Genomic DNA, 25,775 nt, shown 5'->3' with positions numbered 1-25,775 from the left:
CCTTCGTCAAGTGCATATTGGGCGGCGGCGCGTCCAGCGCCCCGGATCCCTTGTCATGAGCCAGACCGCAGGCCACCAGCGCCCGTTCCTGTTCCGCCATCGCGACTTCACGCTTTTCTGGGGCGGGATGCTGATGGCCAATATCGCGGTGCAGATTCAGGCGGTGACGCTGGGCTGGCAGGTCTACACCTTGGCGCGGCAGACCCGCAGCGTGGCCGAAAGCTCGCTGCTGGTCGGGATGATCGGTCTGGCGATCTTCCTGCCGCTGTTCTTCCTCGCCCTGCCCGGAGGCTCGACCGCCGACCGGCACGACCGGCGCAAGATCGTGCTGATCTCGCTGGGCGTGGAGTTCCTCTGCGCCCTCGGCCTGGTGGCGGTGACCCTGCATCCGGCCAATGGCATCGTGCTGATCTTTGCCATTGCCGCCGTCTTCGGCGCCGCGCGGGCCTATCTGGGGCCGGCCTCCTCGGCGCTTGTGCCGATGCTTGTGCCGCTGTCGGAGATGGCGCAGGCGATTTCCTTCAAGTCGCTCAGCTGGCAGGCGGCGGTGATCACCGGCCCCTGGATCGGCGGGCTGCTGGTCGCGGTCTCGCCGGCGGCCGGCTACATGGTCTCGGCGCTGCTCTACGGCCTCTGCATCGTCACGCTGCTGTTCATCCGCGCCAATACCATGCCCCGCCGCCAGCACGGCAGCCGCATCGCCCAGATCCTCGAAGGGCTGAACTACGTCTGGGGCAACAAGATCATCCTCGGCGCGATCTCGCTGGACCTCTTCGCGGTGCTGCTGGGCGGGGCGACGGCGCTGTTGCCGGCCTTCGCCAATGACGTGCTGCATGTCGGGCCGACCGGCTTCGGCATCCTGCGATCGGGTCCCGCCATCGGCGCGGCACTGGTCGCGGCCTGGCTCAGCTGGCGGCCGATCCGGCGCCGGGCCGGGATCAAGATGTTCTGGGGCGTCGCCGGTTTCGGCCTTTCGACCCTGGTCTTCGCGGTGTCGAAGAACATGTGGCTGTCGCTGGCCGCGCTGGCCTGCCTGGGCGCCGCCGACATGATCTCGGTCTTCGTGCGCCAGACCCTGGTGCAGGTGGTGACGCCCGACCACATGCGCGGCCGGGTTTCTTCGGTCTCGGGGCTGTTCATCTCGGGTTCGAACGAACTGGGCGAGTTCGAGAGCGGTGTCGTGGCGCGGCTGATCGGGCCGGTCGGGGCGGCGATCTTCGGCGGCATCGGCACCCTGGTCGTCACCGGCACCTGGGCACGGCTGTTCCCGGCGCTGCGCAATGCCGACCGGCTGGACGGCACCGACGAGACCGCGCCGATGGCCGAGGGTCCCGAGCAGCCGCAATCGCTTTCTGCCCCGGCCAGCCCGCTGTGACGGACGCGGGCCAGGCTGCGCCGGCCTGACCGGCCCGGCACCCCGGCGGCCACACTTGATCGGCGGCCCGCAACAATGGATAAGGCGGCGATGTCAAGGATACAGCCATGCCCGCCGACCTGATACTCGATACCGCCTTCTGGATAACCGCTACAGGCATTTTCATCCTGCTCTTCGCCTCGGCCTTCTTCTCGGGTTCCGAGACCGCGCTTACGGCGTCGAGCCGCGCCAAACTGCGGATTCAGGCCGACAAGGGGTCGGCGGGCGCGAAGAAGGCGCTGGACCTCACCGACGACAGCGAGCGGCTGATCGGCTCGATCCTGTTGGGCAACAACATCGTCAACATCCTCGCGGCGGCACTGGCGACCTCGCTGCTGACCCGGCTGTTCGGCGAATCCGGCGTGGCGCTGGCGACGCTGGGCATGACCATACTTGTGCTGATCTTCGGCGAGGTTCTGCCCAAGACCTATGCGATCACCAACCCCGAGCGGGCCTCGTCCATGGTCGCCTATCCGATCTCGCTGGTGGTGCTGATCGCCTCGCCGGTGGTTTCGGCGGTGCGACTCCTGGTGCGCGGGCTGCTCTATCTCTTCGGGGTCCGCACCGATCCCGACAGCCAGATCCTGGCGGTGCGCGAGGAAATCGTCGGCGCCATCACCCTGGGCCACCACGAGGGCGCGGTCGAAAAGGAGGACCGCGACCGCCTGCTGGGGGCGCTGGACCTGGGCGACCGTATGGTCGAGGAGGTGATGCGGCACCGCTCGGAGATCGAGATGCTCGACGTCACCCTGCCGACGCAGGAACTGCTGGAACGCTGCCTGAACTCGTCCCACACCCGGCTGCCGCTCTACCGCGACGATCCCGACAATATCGTCGGCGTGATCCATGCCAAGGATTTCCTGCGGGCGATGTATGCCGAACGGCGCGACGCCCCCTCGGACGCCGACATGTTCGAAGGCTTCGACATCCTGGAGGTGGCGACGAAGCCCTATTTCGTCCCCGAGACGACGACGCTGGACGACCAGATGCGCCAGTTCCTGAAGCGCAAGAGTCATTTCGCGCTGGTGGTGGACGAATACGGCACCCTGCAGGGGCTGATCACGCTGGAGGACATCCTGGAAGAGATCGTCGGCGAGATCACCGACGAATTCGATGTCGAGGCCCCGCCGATGCTGAAACGGGCCGATGACGGCTCGGTCACGATCGACGGCGGCATGACGATCCGCGACTTCAACCGGGCCACCGACTGGTCGCTGCCGGATGACGAGGCCAATACCGTGGCCGGGCTGGTGATCCACGAGGCCCAGGCGATTCCGGCCCAGGGCCAGGTCTTCCTGTTCCACGGGTTCCGCTTCGAGGTCCTGACCCGCGAGGCGAACCGGATCACCCGGATCAAGGTGCGCCCGATGGTGGAACGCGGCGAGGCGCTGTAGCGGCCAAGGCGCCCTTGCGGGGGAATGCTGCCTGAAATCGTGCACCCTGCGGCTTGGAGGGAATGCAGCGCGGCCCGCGCAGGGCGCCTGCGTGCACGCACCACGCCCGGAGGGTTACCCCAGCGTCGCCAGCCCCGGCATCGTTTCGAGCAGCCAGTACGAGAAGGCCGAGAACCCGCCGGTCAGCATCATCAGCCCGACGGTCCACAGAAGCAGCCCCATGATCCGCTCGATCCGCTCCATGTGGCGCTTGAGAAAGTTCATCGGGCCCTTCAGCCGCGGGAAGAACGCCGCCACGGCCAGGAAGGGCAGACCCAGGCCCATTGCATAGGCCGCCAGCAACAGGGTGCCGCGACTCAGCGAGGCTTCCGATGCGGCGACGGTCAGGATCGCGCCCAGGATCGGGCCGATGCAGGGGGTCCAGCCAAAGGCGAAGGCCAGCCCCAGCACATAGGCGCCCAGCGACGAACCGCCACGGTCGCCGGCCTCGAACCGCAGGTCGCGATCCAGGAAGCGCAGCCGGTAGACGCCGATGAAATGCGCCCCGAAGATCATCACCACGATTCCGGCGGCGGTCGAGAACCACTCCTGGTTCATCAGGAAGAACCGCCCGAAGGCCGAGGCGGTAAAGCCCATCAGCAGGAACACCGTCGAAAGGCCCAGCACGAAGAACAGCGCCGGAACCAGCGCCCGGTTGGCCCTGTCGCCCATCTCGGTCACGGTGATCCCGGACATGAAGGCCAGATAGGGCGGCACGATGGGCAGGACGCAGGGGCTGAGGAACGAGATCATCCCCGCCAGAAGCGCCACGAACAATGCCGGCAGAAGCGAGGCGTCGATGATTTCAAATCCGAACATGGACCTCCCATATCCCAGCCCCGGACCGAGGTCACGCCCTGCCCGATCACCAAACCGTGGACAAGACGCCCCACCCCCTGCTAGGCGGCGCGGCATGGATGTGGATGTCGAACTCGATGCCCTGGGGCTGCTCTGCCCGCTGCCGGTGCTGCGCGCCGCCAGGCAACTGCGCGGCATGGCGCCGGGCGAGGTTCTGACGGTGCTTGCCTCGGACCCCGCGGCCGAGGTGGACATGCCGCATTTCTGTGCCCAGGCCAGCCATGATTTTCTGGGCGCCGAGGACCGCGGCGACCATCGTGCCTACCGGATCCGCCGCGGTCCCGATCCCACGGACTGAGCCCCCGGGAATCGACAAGGGGCGACGCCAGGCGCCGCCCCCTGCGAAATCATTCCCGATCCGCTCAGCGGCCGAGCGACCACCAGCCGCGTTTCTTCGGCTTGGCCTCTTCGACAGTCTCGACCGGCGCGGCCTCGGCTGGCGCTGCTTCGGCCGGCGCTGCTTCGGCCGGTGCCGCTTCGGCTTCCGCTACGGCGGCGACCGGTTCTGCCTCCGGCTTCGGCTCGGCCTTCGGCTTGGCACGCGATCGCGTCGCGGGCTTCGGCTTCGGCTTCGGCGCCTCTTCGGCGGTGTCCGGCGCGGTTTCGGTCACTTCCGGCTCCACCGCTTCGGCGGCCTTGGCCTTGGTCGTCCGCGTCGAAGGCTTCTTGGCCGCCGGTTTCTTGGCCGCCGTCTTGGTCGTCGTGGACTTCGATGCGGTCTTCTTGGCCGGGGCCTTGCGGGTGCTCGGCTTCTTCGCCGGGGCCTCCGCCTCGGCTTCGGCCTCGGGCGCAGGTTCAGCCTCGGCCGCGGGCGCAGGTTCGGCGCTCGGCTCGGCCACCGCCTCGGTCTGGGCCTCGGCCTCCTCGGCCTTGGCCGCCTTCGCACTGGTGCTCCGCGAAAGCGACGAGCGGCTCACCGTCCGGCTCTTCGGCTTTTCGGCAGGCGCTTCGGCTTCGGCAGATGCCTCGGCCGTTTCGGGCTCGACCTCGGCCGGAGCGTCCTCATGCTGCACGACCTGGGCGGCGGCAAAGGCGGCGCGTTCCGCGTCGCTGTCCTCGCCATCGCCGTCCTTCCGGTCGTCGCTTGCCTGTCCGCCCTGATCGGCGCCATTCGCGTATTGACCGTTCTGCCCGGAAGACGACCCCGACTTGCGCCGACGCCGACGCCGGCGCTTCTTCTTCGGCGGGCCGTCCCCCTGTTCGCCGCCACCGGACTGGGCCTGACCTTCTTCGGTCTCGCTCTCGTCCTCGACGACCTGATCCTCGTCCTCGTCGACCTGATCCATCAGCGCCGAGGACCCCGAGATCACCGGCAGCGCCTCGGGCACCGAACGGGTCGCGGTCTTGAACTTCTCGATCGAGAAGTCGGGCGAGATCAGCGTCGGGTCGGCCTCGATCCGCACCGCCATGCCATAGCGCTGCTCGATCACCTGGATATGCTCGCGCTTCTGGTTCATCAGGAAATTGGCGATCGCGATCGGCGCCTTCAGCAGCACCTCCTTCGAGCGCTTCCTGGTGCCCTCTTCCTCGAGCTGGCGCAGGATGGTCAGGGCAAGGCTGTCGTCCGAGCGCACAAGCCCGGTGCCGTGGCAATGGCTGCAGGGCGCGGTCGTGGCTTCCAGCATCCCGGGACGCAGCCGCTGCCGGCTCATCTCCAGCAGGCCGAAGCCCGAAATCCGCCCGACCTGGATCCGCGCCCGGTCGGTCTTGAGCTTGTCCTTGAACCGCTTCTCGACCGCCGCGTTGTTCTTGCGCTCTTCCATGTCGATGAAGTCGATCACGATCAGACCGGCCAGGTCGCGCAGCCGCAGCTGGCGGGCCACCTCTTCGGCAGCTTCGAGGTTGGTGTTCAGCGCCGTCTGCTCGATCGAGCCTTCCTTGGTCGCGCGGCCCGAGTTCACGTCGATGGCCACCAGTGCCTCGGTCACGCCGATCACGATGTAGCCGCCGGATTTCAACTGCACCGTCGGGTTGAACATGCCGGCCAGGTAGCTTTCGACCTGATAGCGGGCGAAGAGCGGCATGGTCTCGGTATAGAGTTTCACATTCTTCGAATGCGACGGCATGATCATCTTCATGAAGTCCTTGGCGCTGCGATAGCCCGCCTCGCCTTCCACGAAGACCTCGTCGATATCCTTGTTGTAGAGATCGCGGATCGACCGCTTGATCAGGTCGCCTTCCTCGTAGATCTTGGCCGGCGCGATGCTCTTCAGCGTCAGCTCGCGGATCTGTTCCCAGAGCCGTTGCAGATACTCGTAGTCGCGCTTGATCTCGGCCTTGGTCCGCTGGGCACCCGCGGTCCGGATGATCAGCCCGGCCCCGTCCGGCACTTCAATTTCGTTCGCTATCTCTTTGAGTTTCTTGCGATCCGCGGCATTGGTGATCTTGCGCGAGATGCCGCCGCCCCGGGCGGTGTTCGGCATCAGGACACAATAGCGCCCGGCCAGGCTCAGATAGGTCGTCAGCGCCGCGCCCTTGTTGCCGCGCTCTTCCTTGACCACCTGAACCAGCATGACCTGGCGGACCTTGATGACTTCCTGGATCTTGTACTTCCGGGCCCGCGGCTTGCGTGGCTGGCGGATTTCCTCGGTGACATCCTCGTCGGCCACCGACTCGATATCCGGATCGGAGTTCTCGGCATCCCCCGAGTCGGCCCTGTCCTGATCGTCCTCAACATCCTCCTCGGCCTCGGACGCGGCCGGCGTCTCGACCGGGGTTTCCTGCACGGTGAAGGCGGGCGAGGTGCCCTCTTCCGGCTGCGCGGCACCGGTCTGATCCTCGTCATCGCCCAGATCGACGACATCCATGCCGGGGATCGAGGCCTCGGTCGAGACCACCTCGTCCGACTCGGCGCTGGCGGCCTTGCTGCGGCTCGAACTGCTGCGGCTGCGCGAGCGCGAGGATTTCGATTTCGAACCGGACCCGCCACGCGAGCGGCGGTCCTCCTCGGCTTCCTCGGCCTGCGCGAACTCGCGCTCCTCGGCCAGAAGCGCTTCCCGGTCGGCGACCGGAATCTGGTAATAGTCGGGATGGATTTCCGAGAAGGCCAGGAAACCGTGCCGGTTCCCGCCGTAGTCGATGAACGCCGCCTGAAGGCTTGGTTCGACCCGCGTGACTTTCGCGAGATAGATATTGCCAGCTAGCTGGCGCTTGTTCTCCGATTCAAAGTCGAATTCCTCGACCTTGTTGCCGTCCACCACCACGACGCGGGTCTCTTCCGCATGGGTGGCATCGATAAGCATCTTCTTTGCCATGTGTTTGGTACTCGCGTGACGGCGCGCGTCCCCCCTGGCGGGCAGGCGCTGCGGTCACGGCTCTGGTTGGGGGCGGGATCGGCGGCGCCGAAGGGCTGCGCGGCGCGGTCGCGCCCCGTTCTGCCCATCAATCCTGCGCTCGGCCTCATCCGCATTTCACTCCGGCGTCGGGTTGGTCCCGTCGCCCGTTTCAGGCCCGGCAACCCGACATCCGGGGGGAAGTCGCGTCTCGGGCAGGTCTTCGGCCTTTCGGCCTCTATCGGTTGTCCCTTGGGGCCCCGACATTGATCTCAGGGCTGCAATTGGAACAGCGAATCTCTTGCCGCCTGCGGGCTTGTCCAGGCGCCACGGCGGTCGCGCGACCATAAGGGGGATCACGGGGACATGACAATGGGCAAAATCCCGCGCGCCCCGCCGCCGCAGCTGCCGCGCCCGAAGATCGGCCTGCAACACCCTGACTTTCCTGACCTCTTTACCTTGGAAATATCCCGGGGGTCCGGGGGCAGAGCCCCCGGCCCTGGCGGCCGCAACCGGCACGGATCGCGCTAGAGGTAGTCCGACCGGGTCAATCCGTATTTCGCCATCTTCTCGTTCAGCGTCCGCCGCGGCAGGCACAGCTCGTCCATCACATTGGCGATCGAGCCCTTGTGGCGCCGCATCGTGTTGTCGATCAGCATCCGCTCGAAGGCCTCGACATATTCCTTCAGCGGCTTGCCCTCGGTGGTCATCGCCGGGCCGGCATCCTCGTTGTCGGCCATCAGCAGCGAAGCGATCGAGCCCGAGCCGCGCCGCGCCTGCAGCACCGCGCGTTCCGAGATGTTGATCAGCTGCCGCACATTGCCCGGCCAGGGGGCCTGCAACAGCTGCGCCGCCTCCTGCGCATTCACCTGCGGCGCCGCGCAGCCGTATTCCTCGGCGAATTGCTCGGCATAGCGGGTGAAGAGGGTCAGGATGTCCTCGCCCCGGGTGCGCAGCGGCGGCAGGGTGATCTTCATCGCCGCCAGCCGGTAATAGAGATCGGGGCGCAGCACGTCCTCGCAGGTCTTGCCCTGCTCGGCCAGGTTCGAGATCGCGACCACGCGGGTCTCGGCCGGGGTGCCCTGATCGTTCATCCAGGTCAGCAGCCTGGCCTGAAGCGCCTGCGGCAGGGCGTCGATGTCTTCCAGCACCAGCGTGCCGCCGCGCGCCTCCTCGATCAGGGGCAGCACCACGCCCTCGGTCACCGGGCCGAAGAGCCGCGCCGCCAGCCCGGCCTCGTCATGCGCGGCGCAGGAGAAGAGCACGAATTTCCGCCCCGCCTTGGCACCGACCGCGTGCAGGGCATGGGCGACAAGGGTCTTGCCGGTCCCGGTCTCGCCGTCGATCAGCACATGGCCTTCGGCCTGGCCGAGATCGAGAATATCCTCGCGCAGCCGTTCCATCGGCGCCGAGGTGCCGATCAGCTTCTTCATCAGCCCCGAGCCGTCGGACAGTTCGCGCCGCAGCGCCCGGTTGTCCAGCGTCAGCCGCCGGTTCAGCGTCGCCTTCTTGGCCAGTTCGGTCATCCGGTCTGGGTTGAACGGCTTTTCGAGAAAGTCGAAGGCCCCGACCCGCATCGCCTCGACCGCCATCGGCACGTCGCCATGGCCGGTGATCATGATCACCGGCAGTGCCGAATCCTGGCTCATCAGCCGCTTGAGGAATGCCATACCGTCCATCCCCGGCATCTTGATGTCGCTGACCACCACCCCGGGGTAATCCGGCCCGAGTGCCTTCAGCGCCTCTTCGGCGCTCGGATAGGTTTCGGTGTCGAACCCCGACAGTGCCAGCCACTGGCTGATCGACTGCCGCATGTCCTGCTCGTCGTCCACGATGGCGATTTTCATGCCTTTGGCCATTCTGGCTTACTCCGCTGCTTCCGTGCGTTCCCGTAGGATCGGCAATTGCATTTCAAAAACGGCGCCGCCGCCCTGAGCATTCCGGGCCGTCAGGCGGCCCCCGTGATCGTTGACGATTCCCGAAGAGATCGCCAGCCCGAGTCCGACTCCGTCGCCGGGTGCCTTGGTTGTGTAAAATGGTTCAAAAAGGTTCACCAAGTCCTTGATCCCGTGCCCATTATCACGAACCATCAACACCGCTTGACTGCCGGCGCTGAGGGTCAGCGAAATTTCGGGTTCCGCGACGTCCTTGGTCGCGTCCAGCGCGTTGCGGAACAGGTTGATGACCACCTGTTCGATCCGGATCCGGTCGCCCAGCACCATCACCGGCTGGCGCGGCATCGAGCGGTTGATCTTCACCTTGCGGCTCTTCAGCTGCGGTTCCATCATCGCAAGCGCCGCCGAGATCGCCGTGCGCAGGTCGATCGGCTCGAAGGCGTCGCCGCCCTTGCGGGCATAGCTCTTGAGCTGCCGGGTGATGGCGCCCATCCGCTCGATCAGGTCGTCGATGCGCTGAAACGAGGCCAGGCTCTCCTCGGGCCGCTTGCGCTGCAGCAGCAGCCTTGCCCCGGCCAGGTAGGTCTTCATCGCCGCCAGCGGCTGGTTCAGTTCGTGGCTGACCGCCGCCGACATCTCGCCGAGGGCGGCCAGTTTCGACGATTGCGCCAGGGTCTGCTCGGCCACCTGCAGGTTCTTCTCGGCCCGCTCCCGCTCGGCGATCTCGCGCTGCAGGGCGACGTTCAGCTGCCGCAGCTCGGCGCTTTCGGCGCGGAAGAAGGCCGATTGCGAATAGGCCCGGCGCGAGGACAGCCAGAAGGCCAGCGCCAGCAGGATCGCGAATCCCATGATCTCCAGAGCCAGCACCGCATTGACCCGTTCGCGCACCGAGGCATAGGGCGAGAAGGTCACCATCCGCCAGCCCTGGAAGGGAATCCGGCTTTCCAGCCGCATCACCGCCTCGCCGCGCAGATAGGCGTCGGGCGGCAGCGCCGTCCAGTCGGCGGTGGCGCGGATCGCGCGTTCGATGGCCGAGGGCGCCGAGGTATCGGCCAGCGCCTCGTTCTCCAGCAGCCCGCGCCAGCGCGGCTCGGTGGTCAGCATGATCCGGCCTTCGCTGTCGGTCACGAAGACGGCATCGGAAATTCCCGACCAGCTCTGCTCGAACTTGCGCAGATCGACATGGACAAGGATCACCCCCAGCAACACCCCGTCGGCCTGGATGCGCCGCGAATAGGTAAAGCGGAAGGCCCCGGCCTCGGACAGCGTGGTCGAGAACACGGTGTCGTTCGAGCGCTGCGCCTCGATGACGAAGGTGGATTGCCGGTAATTGGTGCCGATCAGGTTGCGGTCGGTGGCGCCGACCACCCGCCCGGCGCCATCCACCAGTTGCAGGGAGGCCGCGCCGATTTCGTCGACGAAGGTGATCAGCCGCTGCGAGGCGCGCGAATAGTCCTGGCTCTGCAGGGCCTTGATCAGTTCCGGATCGCGCGACAGCAGAAGCGGCACGATCGAATTGCGTTGCAGTTCGCTCATGATGTTGCCGGAATAGAGCGTCTGCCGGACCTCGGCCCGGGCCCGTGTGGTGGCGGTAAAGCGTTCGGTCAGCCAGGTGTTGGTGTACCAGACGGTGCCGACCGCAAGGCCGATCATCAGCACCATGACCAGCCGAATCAGCCAGCGCCACCGCAGGCTGCCGCGGCGGGTACGGCTGCCTTCGCCGCCTTGCGGCGGTCCGGCGGACTGGATGTTGGCCTCGGCCGTCATGGACGGAGTCTAGGCCCCCGGCGGGGGCGGCTCAAGCGTTGGTGCTCAGGCGCTCACCACGGCCTGCAAGATACCGCCGAAGACCGCGCGGCCCTCGGCCGGGCCCAGGGCCGGATCGGCGGCGCGTTCGGGATGCGGCATCATGCCCAGCACCCGGCGATTGTCGGACAGGATGCCGGCGATGTCGGCGACCGAACCATTCGGGTTCTCGGTATAGGTGAAGGCGATGCGATCCTCTGCCTTCAGCCGGGAAAGCCCATCGTCGTCAATGACATAATTGCCCTCGTGATGGGCCAGCGGCACCTGGATCACCTGGCCCTTGTCCAGCGCCGAGGTAAAGACCGAGTCCGAGGTCTGGACCCGCAGCCCGACGGTGCGGCAGACGAATTTCAACCCGGCATTGCGCATCAGGGCGCCCGGCAGCAGGCCGGTCTCGGTCAGAATCTGGAAGCCGTTGCAGATTCCGATCATGTAGCCGCCGCGGGTGACATGGGCCGTCATTGCCGCCACGATCGGCGATCGTGCCGCGATGGCACCGCAGCGCAGGTAGTCGCCGTAGGAGAATCCTCCCGGCACGCCGACCACATCGGTGCCCTCGGGCAAGGCCGTGTCCTTGTGCCAGACCCGGGCAACCTCGAAGCCTTCGCGTTCGAAGGCGGTGGCCAGATCGCGGTCGCAGTTCGACCCCGGAAAGGTGATGATGGCGGCCTTCATCGGCGGTCCCCTTTGGCGCTGGCGGATGCCCTGCCCTTAGCGCAGATTCCCGCGCGCGACCAGAGTGGAGACGCGGGGAAAGGCGTCGGTTTGGTGCGGGCGTGGTGCGTGGGTGGTGCGTGCGAGCACGCACCCTACACCGCGCGACGAACCACCGTTGTCTGGAGGGCCCGTAGGGTGCGTGCTCGCACGCACCATGCCCCGACACAATCCGGCGACCCGGCCAACCCCCTACAGCCAGTTGCCCATCAGCACGAAGGCCGACCAGAAATAGGGATGGTCCAGCCCGACAGACCCCTTGCCGCTGCCGCGCCGGATCGGCCTGCCCGACCGTTCGCCACCGCCGCCGGCGCCACCTTCGGCCAGCATCGACAATTGCGCCTGGCGCAGCGCCTCGGCCTTGTCCATCCCGCCTTCGATCATGTTGCGGTAGAACAGCGCCATCAGCCGGGGCGTCGCCTCGTCGGCCACCGGCCAGAGAGAGGCCATCACCGCGCTGGCGCCCGAGAGCTGGGCCGTGGCGCCGAACCCGTCAAGCTCGGACCCGTCGCCGCCCCGGGCCGTCTGGCAGGCGCTGAGCGTCAGCAGGTCCACCCCCCGAAACCGCAGCGCCCGCTCCTTGCGGATCGTGGCAAGGGTCAGATGCGCGCCATCGCCCAGCAGCAGGAAGGAGTCATCCTCCTGCCCCGGTTGCAGGGCGAAATGGCTGGCGATGTGCAGGATTTCAGGCTTGCCGCGCAGGGTCCGCTTCAGGCTGGCCTCGTCGAAGGCCTCGTCCAGCCCGGTCTTTCCCGCCAGCACGCCGCCCTCGGCCCCGAAAATCCGCTCGATCTCGCGTTTCACTCCCGGCAGGGCGTCGAATCCGGGAAAGGCCTTGGTGACGCCGAAGCCGGCGGTCCTGTCGGCATCGCGGCCACCGCGGCGGAACTGGGTCGGCACCGCCGCCGAATAGATTGCCAGGGCGTAATCCTCGACCAGATAGCCCTCGCCGTCATAAAGCGCCGCGAAGGGCACATAGCGCAGGAAGCCGTCGAGATTGAGCATCACCACCTCGATCCCCGCCGCTTCGAGCGCCGGGCGCACCGGTGCCACCAGCAGGTCGTGCAGCCTGCGCAGCGGCACTTTCACCTCTGCGTCGCGGTCCTCGATCGCCTGCAGCGCCTCGAAGACCAGCCCGGCCAGTTCGGCCCGGGTCACGGCGACCTCGAAATGTTCCGAGATGCCCGGCAGGGTCAGGAACAGATGCGTCGCATCGTCCAGGGCGGCGATCTGCAGGATCGCGGTCGGCCGGTCGAGTTCGTCGAGAATGTCCTGATAGGTGCCGACCGAGTCGAACTGCGCCTCGAAACTGCCGCGTTCCTCGGTGCCGACTTCGGCCAGAAACCCCTCGACCGCGGCATCGAAGGCATCCGTGGCACGTTGCAGCGCCTCTTCCAGCACCGCGATCTGTTCCAGGTCCTCGTCGGTGGCGACGCCGTCGTCATCCAGGGCATAGAGCCGCTGCAATTCCTGCTCGGCCGCCACCGGAATCTGTGCAAGCGCGGTCAGCCGCGCCTGCTGGTCCAGTTCGCTGTCGGACAGCAGTGACTGGGTCTTGCGCAGATCGGCCGTGCCGTCGCGTTGCAGGAACTCGAAGACTTCCTGCTCCTTCTCCATGTTCAGCACCGCCTGGGCTTCCGAGAGACGCCCCTGCCCGATCAGCAACCCGGCGAGGTCCTGATAGAGCCGGCGCCATTCGCTTCGCAGCCCTTCGGTTTCGGATTCGCTCAACGAGTCGTTCAGCGCCCGTATCTCCTGCTGCGCATTGACCGCCATCTTGCCGAACAGGATCGCGCGGTCGATCTCTCCCTTCTTCGCGAAGGCGCGTTGCAGGGTTTCGAAGACCCATCTTTGATCGCTCAGGCTCTGGCGCCGGTTCGCCACCATCCAGGGCAGCGCCTTCATCGACCAATAGATCGCCTGATCGACATCGCCGAGGTCCAGGGAGACCAGCCCCAGATTGATCCGCGACTTGGTCGCGTTGATGCTGAAATCGCCATCCGAGACCAGGTCGAACTCGAAGCCGCGTTCCATCCAGGCCCGGGCCAGTTCGAACCGGCCCATGCGCCAGTAGACCACGCCGATATTGCCGATCGCATAGCCATATCCGCCGGCCTCGCGGCCCTCGGACTGCTCGAACAGATCCATCGCCTTCCGATAGGCCGCGATCGCCTCTTCGAAACGTTCCTGATGCTCCAGCGCGATCCCGGTGTGCAGCCAGGTCGAGGCGACATTGACCATGTAGTAGTCCCCCGTCGCCTCGGGTCCGCCGCCGGTCCAGCCGCTGAAGATCCTCCGGGCGGCCTCGAACTTGGCCAGCGCTTCGGGGTAGCGCGACAGGTCCAGCAGGGTCAGGCCCTGCAATTCCAGCGCCGAGGCGATACGCCAGTCACTGTCGCGCAGATGCGACAGCTCCCGGGCATTGGCCAGCATCGCGTCGAACCAGACCAGCGCCTCGTCGAAATCGCTCAGGTCCTTGTAGGCATAGCCGATGTTCCAGGCCGCCACACCGGCATTGCGGCGCACGTCGCCCGACATGGCGTCGAACTGGTCATAGGCGGCCTCCAGCCAGTAGATCGCCTCGCGCAGGCTGGCGTCCTGCAGGATCTCCGCCAGATTGGTGCCCAGTTCGAGCTGTGCGTAGGGATCGCCCGCCTTGGCCTTTGTGACCAGCTGCGAGGGCTGCCCGGCAAGGATCTGGTCGCGGATCTCGGCATCGGCCTGTGCCAGCGCCGGGCCGCCGCCGAGCGTGACAGCCGCCAACGCCAGCCAGAAGCAGAGGGCAAATCTCGACAGTATCGGCAAGGCACACTCCCAGAGCGCACGGCGCGCGCCGCACTGCGCAACTGTCCCGCCCCGGGCGCGCCCTGTCCAGCCCCAAGCCTGCCGTGACGGCATTTGTCACCCGCCGCCCCGGATGGCAGCGCGGTTTCAGCCGTTCAGTTCAGGAAATCGGTGATGACCGCGGTGCCCGGCGCCGTCGGCCCGTCGAAGGCACGAAGCTCGGCGCTGGCCCCCGAGAGCGGCACCAGCCGGGACACGATCGGCCGCACATCGACCCGGCCCGCCTCGATCAGCGACAACAGCGACGGGTAGCGCCAGGACGGCATTCCCCGGGTGCCGAATACGGCGAGGTTCTTCATGTAGATGGCGCTCATGTTGATCTCCATGACCGCCGTATGGCCGATCGGCATCCCGACCTGGACGTGCCGGCCCATCGGGCGCAGGCATTCCAGCGAGGCATTGGCGGTCTGCTGGATGCCCAGGGCCTCGACGCTGACATGGGCGCCGCCGCCGGTGATTTCGCGGATCGCCTCGGCAACATTGCCGTCGCGCGCGTTCACCGCCGCTTCGGCGCCAAGCCCCAGTGCATGGTCCAGCTTCTCCTGCACAACGTCGACGACCACGACCCTGGCGCCGAGCGCCTTGCCGAGGATCAGGCAGGACAGGCCGATGCCGCCGGTGCCATGCACCGCCAGCCACTCTCCCCCGGCCAGGGCGGCCCGGCCGGTCAGCGCATGCCAGGCGGTGGTGACCCGGCAGCCGAGCCCCGCCGCCAGTTCCGGCGTCAGGCTTTCGGGCAGCCGGGCAAGATTGTGATCGAACGGCACGGCGATGTATTGCGCGAAGGCGCCGGGCTCGACAAACCCGGGCAGGCGCTGGTTCGGGCAGGTGTTCTGGTGGCCCGACTGGCAGGACGGGCACGAGCCGCAGGCCAGGATGAAGGGCGCCACCAACCGGTCGCCGACCTTGTAATGCGCGTCCTTTCCGGCCTCGATCACGGTGCCGCAGTATTCGTGGCCGGGAATCTGTCCCGGCTTGACCCGGGGGTGCTCACCGCTCCAGCCATGCCAGTCCGAGCGGCAGATGCCGCAGGCGGCGACTTCCAACACCACGCCATCGGGCGGGCAGTCCGGATCGGGAACCTCCTTCAGTTCCAGATCCTCACGATAGGTTTTCAGAACCGCTGCGCGCATGATGCCTCCCCGATCTGTGCAGATCATGGGTTGCGCGCGGGGCGCGGCGAGTCAAGCACGGCGGCATGGCGCGGCGCGCTTGGGACTTTCAGCCGATCTCGACCTGGTAGCTCTCGATCACCGTATTGGCGAGCAGCTTCTCGCACATCGCCGTCACCTCGGCCTCGGCCTCGGCCCTGTCGGTGGTGGCCAGATCAAGCTCGATCACCTTGCCCTGGCGGACCTTCTCGACCCCCGCGAAGCCCAGCGACCCGAGCGCATGACGCACCGCTTCACCCTGCGGGTCCAGAACCCCCGCCTTCAGCATCACCGTTACCTTGGCTTTCATCCTAGGGGTCTTCCGTTGTCAGAATCTCAGTTGATGACCGTCGGCTTGACCGAATGGGTCACGTTGGTCGGCAGCACGCCCAGCCGGCGGGCGACTTCGGTATAGGCGTCGGAGAGGCTGCCCAGGTCGCGGCGGAACACGTCCTTGTCGAGCTTCTGCCCGGTCTCGATATCCCACAGGCGGCAGGAGTCCGGGCTGATCTCGTCGGCCACGACCAGGCGCATGAAATCGCCTTCCCAGATCCGCCCGATCTCGATCTTGAAATCGACCAGCCGGATGCCGACGCCCAGCATGACGCCCGAGAGGAAATCGTTCACCCGCAGCGCCAGCGCGATGATGTCGTCGAGGTCCTGCTGACTGGCCCAGCCGAAGGCAATGACATGCTCTTCGCTGACCATCGGATCGTGCAGCGAGTCATCCTTGAAATAGTATTCGACGATCGGGCGCGGCAGCGGCGTGCCCTCGGCAATGCCGAGCCGCTTGCTGATCGAGCCGGCCGCGACATTGCGGACCACCACTTCCAGAGGAATGATCTCGACCTGGCGGACCAGCTGCTCGCGCATGTTCAGGCGGCGGATGAAATGGGTCGGCACGCCGATCTGGTTCAGCCCGGTCATGAAGAACTCGCTCAGGCGGTTGTTCAGCACGCCCTTGCCGTCGATCTGGGCCTTCTTGGCCCCGTCGCCGGCGCTGGTGTCATCCTTGAAATACTGCACGAAGGTGCCCGGCTCGGTGCCTTCGTAAAGGATTTTTGCCTTGCCTTCGTAGATTTTCTTGCGGCGCGCCATGGTCTCTCCCGGGAGGTGGGCGGCGGGCACTGCCCGTCGCGGCTGCTTTATCGCGGATACCCCAGTGCCGCAAGGCAGAGCCGTGCAGGCACCGAAGCACCGGCCCGCCCCCTTGCCCGACCGGGATCGGGGCCGGATTTTCGTCGCCGGGCCGCCCTGCCCCTTGCGGGATCGGCCCCGGCCTTGCATATGGGGGCACAGACGCGCCCAGCCAAAGGACACAGCGATGCCCACGTTCGACGACCGCGAAAACGCCTTCGAGAACAAGTTCGCCCATGACAGCGAAATGCAGTTCAAGGCCGAAGCCCGCCGCAACAAGCTTCTGGGCCTTTGGGCCGCCGAGCTGATGGGAAAGGGCGACCAGGAAGCCCAGGCCTATGCCCAGGAAGTCATCAAGGCCGATTTCGAGGAAGCCGGCGATGCCGACGTGTTCCGCAAGATCAAGAACGATCTGGCGGGCAAGGCCGACGACGACACCATCCGCAACAAGATGGTCGAGCTTCTGGCCACCGCGAAGGCCCAGCTGATGGACGAGGCCTGAGCCAGCCTCGGGCCCCTGGCGGGCTACCGGACGATCGGGCGCCGGGGCGGGCAATACGCCGCCCCGCCGCACGCGCCTCCCGGCCTGCCGCCCCCCTGACCCGACGACCAACCTGCGGCCTCTGACTTTGCCCCGGCATCGCAACGCGCCGCTTCCCGCCGGATGCCCCGGCAGAGTGGAGTATTCACCCGTGTCCAGTTCCGCCCCGACCGACGACGCCCTGACCCAAGCCCTTGCCAGCCACGACTGGCTGATGGCCGATGGCGCCACCGGCACCACGCTCTTCAACATGGGGCTGGAGGCCGGCGAGCCGCCGGAACTCTGGAATGTCGATCACCCGGACCGGATCCTGGCCCTTTATCAGGGCCCGGTCGATGCCGGGTCGGATCTGTTCCTGACCAATTCCTTCGGCGGCAATGCCGCCCGGCTGAAGCTGCACGATCACCAGCGCCGGGTCCGCGAGCTGAACCGCGTCGCGGCCGAACTGGGCCGCGAAGTCGCCGACAAGGCCGGGCGCAAGGTCATCGTCGCCGGCTCGATGGGGCCGACCGGCGAGATCATGGAGCCGATGGGCAGCCTGACCCATGCCGATGCGGTCGAGATGTTCCACGAGCAGGCCGACGGGCTCAAGGAGGGCGGCGTCGACCTGCTCTGGGTCGAGACGATCTCGGCCCCCGAGGAATACCGCGCTGCCAGCGAGGCGGCCGCCCTGGCCGGGATGCCCTGGTGCGGCACGATGAGCTTCGACACGGCCGGACGGACCATGATGGGCATGACCTCGACCGGCATGGCCGCAATGGTCGAGACCCTGCCCTACCCGCCGATCGCCTTCGGCGCGAATTGCGGCGTCGGCGCCTCGGACCTGCTGCGCACCGTACTGGGCTTTGTCGCCCAGGGGACCGAGCGCCCGCTGATCGCCAAGGGCAACGCCGGAATCCCGAAATACGTCGATGGCCATATCCATTACGACGGCACCCCGGAACTGATGGCGGAATACGCGGTTCTGGCCCGGGATTCGGGCGCCCGGATCATCGGCGGCTGCTGCGGCACCACGCCCGAGCACCTGCGCCTGATGCGCGAGGCGCTGGAGACCCGGCCCACCAACGGCCGCCCGACGCTGGAGGCGATCACCGCCGCCCTGGGCGGTTTCTCCTCGGCCAACGACGGGCTGAACGACGACGGCCCGAAGCGCACCCGCGCCAGCCAGCGCCGCCGCTGAGGGCAGCGCGGCGGCTCGCCACGGCGAAGGGCTTTACGCAAAGTCAGCTGACAGGTTATCCTCCGGCAATTCTGACCGGAGATTTCCAGATGTTCCTTTCGCGCCTCGCCGCCTGCCTGATGGCCTGCCTGGTCGGCCTCACCGCCGCCCCCACCCTGGCACAGGATCGTGCCGACACGATCCTCGTCCTCGACGGGTCGGGCTCGATGTGGGGCCAGATCGACGGGGTGGCGAAGATCACCATCGCGCAGAAAGTGGTCGCGGACCTGCTCGACAACCTGCCCGCCGACCAGAACCTGGGCCTGACGGTCTATGGCCACCGCAGGAAGGGCGACTGTTCGGATATCGAGACGGTCGTCGCACCCGGCCCCGACACCCGCGCCGCGATCCGGGCCGCGGTCGAGGCGATCAAGCCCAAGGGCAAGACCCCGATGACCGATTCCGTCATCGCGGCGGCCGAGGCGCTCAAGTTCACCGAGAACGCCGCCACCGTCATTCTGGTCTCGGACGGGATCGAGACCTGCAACCCCGATCCCTGCGCCGCCGCGAAAATCCTGGAAGAGACCGGGGTGAACTTCACCGCCCATGTCGTCGGCTTCGATGTCGCCGGCGATGTCACCGCGATGGCGCAGATGCGCTGCATCGCCGAAGAGACCGGCGGCAAGTTCCTGACCGCCGAGGATGCCGCCACCCTGGCCGATGCGCTGACAGAGGTGGCCGCCGCACCGCCCGAGCCCGTGGCCCCGCAACCGGTGACCGTCAGTTTCGAGGCGCATGTCGCCAGCGAAACCGGGCCGCTGATCGGCGACGGGCTGATCTGGACCGTTACCGGCCCCGAGGGCGCGGTGATCGAGAACGACGGCTCGGATGCCGACCCGCAACTTCAGCTCCTGCCCGGCGATTACACGGTTTCGGTGCTGCGTCTCGCCGACGAGGCGACGGCTGAAGCTTCCTTCCGCCCCGGCACCGTGCCGATGACCGTGCGGCTGGTGCTGCCGGAACTGCTGCCGCAGGCCACCATCTCGGGTCCGGCCGAGGCGCCGATCGGCGCCACGATCAAGGTCGAATGGACCGCCGACCCCGATACCGATGGCGGCGACTATATTTCCGTCGCGGCGCTGGACCGCGAGGATTACGAATACGCCAATTACCGCCATGCCGCCGAAGGGGCGCCGACCGATCTGATCATGCCGCTGATCCCCGGCCAGTACGAGCTGCGCTATGTCGCCTCGATCACCGGACGCGGCGACATCGTTCTGGCCCGCGCCCCGATCACCGTCACCGATCTCGCGGTGACGCTGGACGCGGCGGCCTCGGGTGGTGCCGGCTCGGCCTTCAAGGTCGGTTTTGACGGCCCGGACTATCCCAGCGACTATATCTCTGTGGCCAAGCCCGGCGAGACCGCCGGGACCTATGTCACCTATACCTACACCCGCAACGGCAATCCGCTCGAGCTGACTTTGCCGCTGGAGGCCGGCGAATACGAGCTGCGCTATGTCGCGCATGGCTCGCCGGATCGGGTTCTGGCAAGCCAGCCGCTGACCGTCACCGACATCTCAGCCACGCTGGAGGCGCCCGACAGCGCCGGGGCCGGCAGCCGGGTCAAGGTCACATGGACCGGGCCGGGCAATCAGAACGACTATATCTCGGTCTCGAAGACGGATTCCGAGCCGTGGCAATACGAAGCCTATACCTTCACCCGGCACGGCAATCCCGCCGTGGTGACGATGCCGCTGGACCCGGGCACCTATGAGCTGCGCTATGTCGCCAACGGCTCGCCCGACCGGGTGATCGGCACCCGGCCCATCACCGTGGTCGAGGTCGGCGCTACGCTGGAAGCGCCCGAAGAGGTCGGCGCCGGCAGCGAGGTCAAGGTCATCTGGGACGGACCGGACAACCAGAACGACTACATTTCGGTCGCCAAGACCGACGCCGATGCGGGCAGCTACGAGCACTACAGCTACACCCGGCACGGCAGCCCGGCCAAGGTGAAGATGCCGCTGACCCCCGGCACCTATGAACTGCGCTATGTCGCCAACGGCTCGCCCGACAAGGTGCTGGCCACCCGACCCATCACCGTAGTCGAGGTCGGCGCGACGCTGGAAGCGCCCGAAGAGGTCGGCGCCGGAAGCGAGGTCAAGGTCATCTGGGACGGACCGGACAACCAGAACGACTACATTTCGGTCGCCAAGACCGACGCCGATGCCGGCAGCTACGAGTACTACAGCAACACCCGCCACGGCAGCCCGGCCAAGATGAAGATGCCGCTGACCCCCGGCACCTATGAACTGCGCTATGTCGCCAACGGCTCGCCCGACAAGGTGCTGGCCACCCGGCCCATCACCGTGGTCGAGGTCGGCGCGACGCTGGAGGCACCCGAAGAAGTCGGCGCCGGCAGCGAGGTCAAGGTCATATGGGACGGACCGGCCAACCGGGACGACTACATTTCGGTCGCCAAGCCCGACGCCGATGCAGGCAGCTACGAAAACTACGCCTATACCCGCAATGGCAGCCCGGCCAAGGTGACGATGCCGCTGACTCCCGGCACCTATGAGCTGCGCTACGTCGCGCAGGGCCGCCCCGACAAGGTGCTGGCCTCCCGGCCCATTTCGGTGGTCGAGGTCGGCGCGACGCTGGAGGCACCGGAGACCGTGATCGCCGGCAGCGAGGTGAAGATCGCCTGGACCGGACCGGGCAACAGGAACGACTTCGTCAGCGTTGCCAGTCCCGGCGAGGATCCGAACAAATACGAGAACTACGCCTATACCCGCAACGGCAGCCCGGCCAAGGTGACGATGCCGCTGACCCCCGGCACCTATGAGCTGCGCTATGTCGCGCAGGGCCGCCCCGACAAGGTGCTGGCCTCACGGAAGATCGAGGTGGTGGCGGCCGAGGTCTCGCTGTCCGCGCCGACCGAGGCGGTGGCCGGAGAAACGATCCAGGTCACCTGGAGCGGCCCCGACAACCGCAACGACTTCATCGCGGTCTCCTTGCCCGGCGCCGACCCGAACGACTATTTCAGCTATACCTACAGCCGCCAGGGATCGCCGCTGCCGCTGCTGATGCCGGTCGAGGCAGGCACCTACGAGATCCGTTATGTCGGCCAGGGCAAGCCCGACCAGGTGCTGGCCAGCAGGACGATCACGCTGAGCCCGCTCTCGGCCAGTCTCACCGCTCCGGCGACCGTCAAGCTGGGCGAGAAGCTGATGGTCGAGTGGGAGGGGCCGAACTACGCCAATGACTATATCGCCGTGGCGGTGCCGGGCTCGGACAAGAAGCTGACCTTCGCCTATACGCGGAACGGCCAGCCACTGGCGGTGCCGCTGCCGAAAGAGCCCGGCAGCTACGAGTTGCGCTATGTGCTGGGACAGGGCCGCGGGGTCATCGCGACACGCCCGCTGACCGTCGAATAGACATCCGGCCGGCGCGCTCCGGGGGCCGTGGCAGGTTGTCGCAAGCCCGGCCCCGGTTCCGCCCCCGCCTTAACATTCGAGTTCTTGAATGTTATGTGCCGGCTGCGGCATTGGAGCCGCCCCAACCGGAGTCTCCACGATGTTCGCGTTCCTGCGCAAATCCCGATCCGACATGAGCCCCGCCGAGGCGGTCGCCCTGGCCCGCGAGGGCAGGATCGTGCTGATCGACGTGCGGGGTCCGGACGAGATCGCGATCAGCGGCAAGGCGGAAGGTGCGCTCTGCATCCCGTTGGGCGAGATCGGGCTGCGCTGTGATCCCAAATCGGCGGGGTTCGACGAGAGGCTGGCCTGCGGACACCCGGTGGCGGTCTATTGCGCCACGGGCATGAGATCGGGCCGCGCAGTCGAAGTGCTGCGCAACCTGGGACACGAGAACGTTCACAACATCGGCGGCCTCGGCGACTGGCTGCGTGCCGGCGGCAAGCGCGACTGATCCCGGTGATCGGGCGGCGGGGCGCCCGGCCCCCCTAGATGTGGATCGCCCGACCGTAGGCCGAGAGCACCGATTCGTGCATCATCTCGCTCAGCGTCGGATGCGGGAACACGGTCTCGATCAGCTCGGCCTCGGTGGTCTCCAGCGTCCGGCCGACGACATAGCCCTGGATCAGCTCGGTCACTTCGGCGCCGACCATATGGGCGCCCAGAAGCTCGCCGGTCTTGGCGTCGAAAACGGTCTTGACCAGCCCTTCCGGTTCGCCCAGAGCCACCGCCTTGCCGTTGCCGATGAAGGGGAAGCGCCCGACCTTGACCTCGAAACCGGCTTCCTTGGCCTTGGCCTCGGTCATGCCCACGCTTGCGACCTGGGGCTGGCAATAGGTGCAGCCGGCAATCGCGCCGGGCTTGATCGGATGCGGATGGCCGCCCGCGATCAACTCGGCCACCATGACGCCTTCATGGCTGGCCTTGTGCGCCAACCAGGGCGCACCCGCGATATCGCCGATGGCGAACAGCCCATCGACCCCGGTGCGGCAGAATTCATCGGTCACCACATGGGTCCGGTCGATCTTGACCCCGGCCTTCTCCAGGCCCAGCCCTTCGACATTGCCGACGATGCCGACCGCCGAAATCACCGTGTCGAACTCTGCCGTGGTGGTCTTGCCGTCGGCTTCGAGATGCGCCGTGACCTTGCCCTTGCCCCGGTCCAGCTTCTTCACCGTGGTCTTTTCCAGGATCGTCATGCCCTGCTTGACGAACTGCTTCTTGGCGAAGGCGGAAATCTCGGCATCCTCCACCGGCAGCACCCGGTCCATCACCTCGACCACCGTGGTTTCGGCGCCCATGGTGTTGTAGAAACTGGCAAATTCGATACCGATCGCGCCCGATCCGATGACCAGCAGCTTCTTCGGCATCCGCGGCGGCACCAGCGCGTGACGATAGGCCCAGACCAGGTCGCCATCCGCCTCGAGCCCCGGCAGTTCCCGCGCCCGGGCGCCGGTGGCCAGCACGATGTTGCGGGCGGTCAGTTCTTCCGTGCCCTTCTCGCCCTTGACCGAGACCTTGCCCGGCCCGGCGAGGGCAGCCTCGCCCATCACCACGGTGACCTTGTTCTTCTTCAGCAGGTGCTTGACCCCGCCTTCCATCTGCTTGGCCACCCCGCGCGAGCGCTTCACGATCCCGTCGAGATCAAAGCCGACTTCCCCGGCGCTCAGCCCGAAATCCTTGGCCCGGTGCATCAGATGGTACACTTCGGAGGACCGCAGCAGCGCCTTGGTCGGAATGCAGCCCCAGTTCAGGCAGATGCCGCCGAGGTTCTCGCGCTCGATCACCGCCACGTTCAGGCCCAGCTGTGCCGCCCGGATGGCGCAGACATAGCCCCCGGGCCCGGCGCCAATCACGATCAGGTCGAAGCTTTGAGATGCCATTCCATCCTCCCGGTTCCAAGGTCGTTTAACGTTAAACTATCTACACCGGCCCGACAACGCCCCGGCCCGGCAAGGCCGATCTACCCGTCGCGCATGGCTCTGGCTGGCCGCCCTGCCCCGACCCTGCGATGCCAGCGGGCCGCGATCAAGCCCGCAGTCGGGTTTCCGCACGGGCAACCCGCCCGCCGGTCCCGTCCATTGGACTCGCGGGGCGCGCGCCGCAGCCGGCGCTGTGGACCGGGGATCGGTTATGCCGCCTTCACCTCGTTCAGCGCGAAGCGATAGCCGCCGGCGTCGAGAAAGACCTGCTCGGCCGGGGTCGTGGCGCGGCCCAGATGGGCGTTGCGATAGGGAAAGCGGCCAAAGCGACGGATCACCTCGCGATGGGCGCGGGCGTGCAGCAGCAGTTCCTCGGAATCCATCCGGGTCTTCATCAGCCGCACGGCGTGGTCCTGGTCGGCCTGCGATTCGGAATGCTCGAAGGGCATGTAGAAGAACTGCCGGGCCGGCGGGTCGATCTTGAGGTCGAAGCCCTGATCCAGCGCCGCCTGCGCCGCGCAGCGTGCCAGCCGGTCGGAACTGTAGGCCGCAGCGGTGTCGCGGAACATGTTGCGGGAGAACTGGTCGGTCACGATGATATAGGCCAGAACCCCCGTAGGGTATGTCAGCCACATTCCCAGATGACCGTCCATGGCGGCCTGCCAGACCGGCTCGAACCGCTCGCGGATTTCCGCGTCCAGCGCGGCGCCGCCTCCATACCAGCCCTTGGGTCCGGTTTCATCCAGCCAGAAGGCCAGCACGTCTTCGGGTGTTGTCATGACCATGACTCCCTGCTCCGCCACAAGTTCAGCCTGACACGGGTGCCTTGACCCATCAAGCCGGGTCTTCCTTACCCGGCCCGGGTGCGGGCTCTATGCATCACCCGCGCCAGGCCCCTCGTCCTCGGGCTTGTCGTCCCCCATGTCGAGGAACACTTCGGTCGCCGCCTCGACCGCCACCGAAGTGGCCGAGGGCGTGACCGCGACATAGCCGGTCTCGGCGACGATCCCCTTGCGCGACCGCTGGGTCGTTCGCCAGGCGGCATAGCCCGCCAGCGCGAACATCAGCACCGCCATGAACAGGAAATAGGCCCAGGTGCCGAAACCATCCATCATCCAGCCGGTGAGCAGCGGGCCGAAGATCGCCCCGACCCCGTTGATGAACAGGAAGCCGGCGCTGGCGGCGGGCATGTCCTCGCGCTCCATGTAATCATTGGCATAGGCCAGGCAGAGCGCATAGAGCGGGTTCGACAGCCCGCCCAGCAGGAAGCCCGAGATCAGCCAGAGCGCGAAGATCCCGTTGGCGAATGTACCAATCAGCCCGCCGAACCCGGCCAGAACTGCCAGGATCAGGATCATGCGGCGGCGGTCGGTGCGGTCGGAAATCCAGCCGATCGGATACTGCAGCACCAGACCGCCGACGTAGATCACCGAGACGAAGACCGAAATCTGCCCGATCGACAGCCCGGCCTTGGCGCCCCAGACCGAGGACATGCCGAACTGCGCTGCGAAGACCCCGCCGAGCAGGAACATCCCCATGCAGGACAGCGGCGAAATCTCGATCAGCTTGCGGATTGCCAGCGGCTTGGTGGTCTCGAACACCGGGGCCGGGCTGACCGACAGCAGGATCGGCGCAAAGGAGATCGAGACCAGGACCGAGGGAATGATGAACAGGATGTAGCCGGACGGATCACCGGCCGAGAGGATCCCCTGGGCCGAGATGATCCCGACCATCTGCGCCAGCATGTAGAGCGACAGCGCCTTGCCCCGGTTCTCGTTCGCGACCGAATTGTTCAGCCAGCTCTCGGCGGTGATGTAGACGCCGCAGAAGGAGAACCCGATGATCGCCCGCAGGACCGTCCAGGCCCAGGGATCGGCCACCACGGGGTAGAGCACCAGCACCGCCGAGATGAAGCTTCCCAGGGCCGCGAAGACCCGGACATGCCCGACTCGGCGCAGCATGTCGGGCGTGACCCGGCTGGCGATCAGGAAGCCGACGAAATAGGCCGACATGACGATCGAGATTTCCCAGGTCGAGAATCCCTCGATCTCGCCCCGGATGCCCAGCAGAGTGCCCTGCAACCCGTTGCCGATCATCAAGAGCAGGATGCCCAGCAGCAATGCCCACGAACTTCCGAGAACCTGTAGCATTCGCTG

General features: G+C 66.8%; 19 protein-coding genes. 7 read left to right on the top strand and 12 right to left on the bottom strand.

Translation table 11 applies throughout. The annotated features are described in order from the left end of the window. Positions 1-55 precede the first annotated feature (55 nt). Both NUW50_RS04620 and NUW50_RS04615 read left to right on the top strand, forming a co-directional pair. Complete coding sequence (locus tag NUW50_RS04620; protein WP_258287892.1) at positions 56-1,375, top strand: MFS transporter; 1,320 nt, start codon at positions 56-58, stop codon at positions 1,373-1,375. Positions 1,376-1,482: 107 nt separating this feature from the next. Then, positions 1,483-2,808 carry an HlyC/CorC family transporter gene (locus NUW50_RS04615; protein WP_258287891.1) on the top strand — a complete coding sequence of 442 codons (1,326 nt, stop codon included), beginning with the start codon at positions 1,483-1,485 and terminating at the stop codon, positions 2,806-2,808. Positions 2,809-2,922: 114 nt separating this feature from the next. Here the strand turns inward: NUW50_RS04615 and NUW50_RS04610 are convergent, their stop codons facing one another. Then, the gene (locus NUW50_RS04610; RefSeq protein ID WP_258287890.1) at positions 2,923-3,666 is read right to left on the bottom strand and encodes a cytochrome c biogenesis CcdA family protein; all 744 of its coding nucleotides are present in this window, start codon (positions 3,664-3,666) and stop codon (positions 2,923-2,925) included. 94 nt (positions 3,667-3,760) lie between these two features. Here NUW50_RS04610 and NUW50_RS04605 point away from each other — a divergent pair, with 94 nt between their 5' ends. Next, entirely contained in the window at positions 3,761-4,003 is a 243-nt protein-coding gene (locus NUW50_RS04605; RefSeq protein ID WP_258287889.1) for a sulfurtransferase TusA family protein, read from the top strand. A 64-nt stretch (positions 4,004-4,067) separates the two neighbouring features. Here NUW50_RS04605 and NUW50_RS04600 read toward each other — a convergent pair whose 3' ends face one another. The 8 genes from NUW50_RS04600 to purC form a co-directional block, all read right to left on the bottom strand. Then, positions 4,068-6,959 carry an Rne/Rng family ribonuclease gene (locus NUW50_RS04600; RefSeq protein WP_258287888.1) on the bottom strand — a complete coding sequence of 964 codons (2,892 nt, stop codon included), beginning with the start codon at positions 6,957-6,959 and terminating at the stop codon, positions 4,068-4,070. A gap of 545 nt (positions 6,960-7,504) precedes the next feature. Next, the gene (locus NUW50_RS04595) at positions 7,505-8,836 is read right to left on the bottom strand and encodes a sigma-54-dependent transcriptional regulator (protein WP_258287887.1); all 1,332 of its coding nucleotides are present in this window, start codon (positions 8,834-8,836) and stop codon (positions 7,505-7,507) included. A 6-nt stretch (positions 8,837-8,842) separates the two neighbouring features. Continuing rightward, positions 8,843-10,639, bottom strand: a complete 1,797-nt coding sequence (locus tag NUW50_RS04590) for a sensor histidine kinase (protein WP_443135074.1) — start codon at positions 10,637-10,639, stop codon at positions 8,843-8,845. 45 nt (positions 10,640-10,684) lie between these two features. Continuing rightward, complete coding sequence (purQ, locus tag NUW50_RS04585; protein ID WP_258287886.1) at positions 10,685-11,353, bottom strand: phosphoribosylformylglycinamidine synthase subunit PurQ; 669 nt, start codon at positions 11,351-11,353, stop codon at positions 10,685-10,687. Positions 11,354-11,584: 231 nt separating this feature from the next. Next, positions 11,585-14,197 carry a CHAT domain-containing tetratricopeptide repeat protein gene (locus tag NUW50_RS04580; RefSeq protein ID WP_258287885.1) on the bottom strand — a complete coding sequence of 871 codons (2,613 nt, stop codon included), beginning with the start codon at positions 14,195-14,197 and terminating at the stop codon, positions 11,585-11,587. Positions 14,198-14,331: 134 nt separating this feature from the next. Beyond that, positions 14,332-15,369, bottom strand: a complete 1,038-nt coding sequence (locus NUW50_RS04575) for a zinc-binding dehydrogenase (protein WP_258287884.1) — start codon at positions 15,367-15,369, stop codon at positions 14,332-14,334. A gap of 88 nt (positions 15,370-15,457) precedes the next feature. Next, the gene (gene purS / locus NUW50_RS04570; RefSeq protein WP_258287883.1) at positions 15,458-15,697 is read right to left on the bottom strand and encodes a phosphoribosylformylglycinamidine synthase subunit PurS; all 240 of its coding nucleotides are present in this window, start codon (positions 15,695-15,697) and stop codon (positions 15,458-15,460) included. 26 nt (positions 15,698-15,723) lie between these two features. Beyond that, on the bottom strand, positions 15,724-16,485 hold the full coding sequence (gene purC, locus NUW50_RS04565; RefSeq protein WP_258287882.1) for a phosphoribosylaminoimidazolesuccinocarboxamide synthase: 762 nt from the start codon (positions 16,483-16,485) through the stop codon (positions 15,724-15,726). A gap of 226 nt (positions 16,486-16,711) precedes the next feature. Here purC and NUW50_RS04560 point away from each other — a divergent pair, with 226 nt between their 5' ends. From NUW50_RS04560 to NUW50_RS04545, 4 genes are all read left to right on the top strand, one after another. Then, the gene (locus NUW50_RS04560; RefSeq protein ID WP_258287881.1) at positions 16,712-17,026 is read left to right on the top strand and encodes a DUF1476 domain-containing protein; all 315 of its coding nucleotides are present in this window, start codon (positions 16,712-16,714) and stop codon (positions 17,024-17,026) included. Between the two features lie 190 nt (positions 17,027-17,216). Beyond that, on the top strand, positions 17,217-18,245 hold the full coding sequence (gene bmt, locus NUW50_RS04555; RefSeq protein ID WP_258287880.1) for a betaine--homocysteine S-methyltransferase: 1,029 nt from the start codon (positions 17,217-17,219) through the stop codon (positions 18,243-18,245). 89 nt (positions 18,246-18,334) lie between these two features. Further along, complete coding sequence (locus tag NUW50_RS04550) at positions 18,335-21,658, top strand: VWA domain-containing protein (RefSeq protein ID WP_258287879.1); 3,324 nt, start codon at positions 18,335-18,337, stop codon at positions 21,656-21,658. A 139-nt stretch (positions 21,659-21,797) separates the two neighbouring features. Further along, positions 21,798-22,151 carry a rhodanese-like domain-containing protein gene (locus tag NUW50_RS04545; protein ID WP_258287878.1) on the top strand — a complete coding sequence of 118 codons (354 nt, stop codon included), beginning with the start codon at positions 21,798-21,800 and terminating at the stop codon, positions 22,149-22,151. Positions 22,152-22,185: 34 nt separating this feature from the next. Here the strand turns inward: NUW50_RS04545 and lpdA are convergent, their stop codons facing one another. The 3 genes from lpdA to NUW50_RS04530 all read right to left on the bottom strand — a co-directional run bounded on the left by lpdA (position 22,186) and on the right by NUW50_RS04530 (position 25,769). Beyond that, positions 22,186-23,580 (bottom strand): dihydrolipoyl dehydrogenase, encoded by a 1,395-nt coding sequence (gene lpdA, locus NUW50_RS04540; RefSeq protein WP_258287877.1) that lies wholly within the window; start codon positions 23,578-23,580, stop codon positions 22,186-22,188. Between the two features lie 248 nt (positions 23,581-23,828). After that, the gene (locus NUW50_RS04535; protein WP_258287876.1) at positions 23,829-24,398 is read right to left on the bottom strand and encodes a DUF924 family protein; all 570 of its coding nucleotides are present in this window, start codon (positions 24,396-24,398) and stop codon (positions 23,829-23,831) included. Between the two features lie 93 nt (positions 24,399-24,491). After that, a complete protein-coding gene (locus tag NUW50_RS04530; RefSeq protein ID WP_258287875.1) occupies positions 24,492-25,769 on the bottom strand; it encodes an MFS transporter in 1,278 nt (425 codons plus the stop codon). Between the last annotated feature and the right edge of the window lie 6 nt (positions 25,770-25,775).

Source organism: Frigidibacter sp. ROC022 (genome assembly GCF_024723735.1).
Lineage (GTDB): Bacteria > Pseudomonadota > Alphaproteobacteria > Rhodobacterales > Rhodobacteraceae > SLM-1.
The sequence above is the reverse complement of the archived record's forward strand: the minus strand, read 5'-3'. Positions and strand labels throughout refer to the sequence as shown.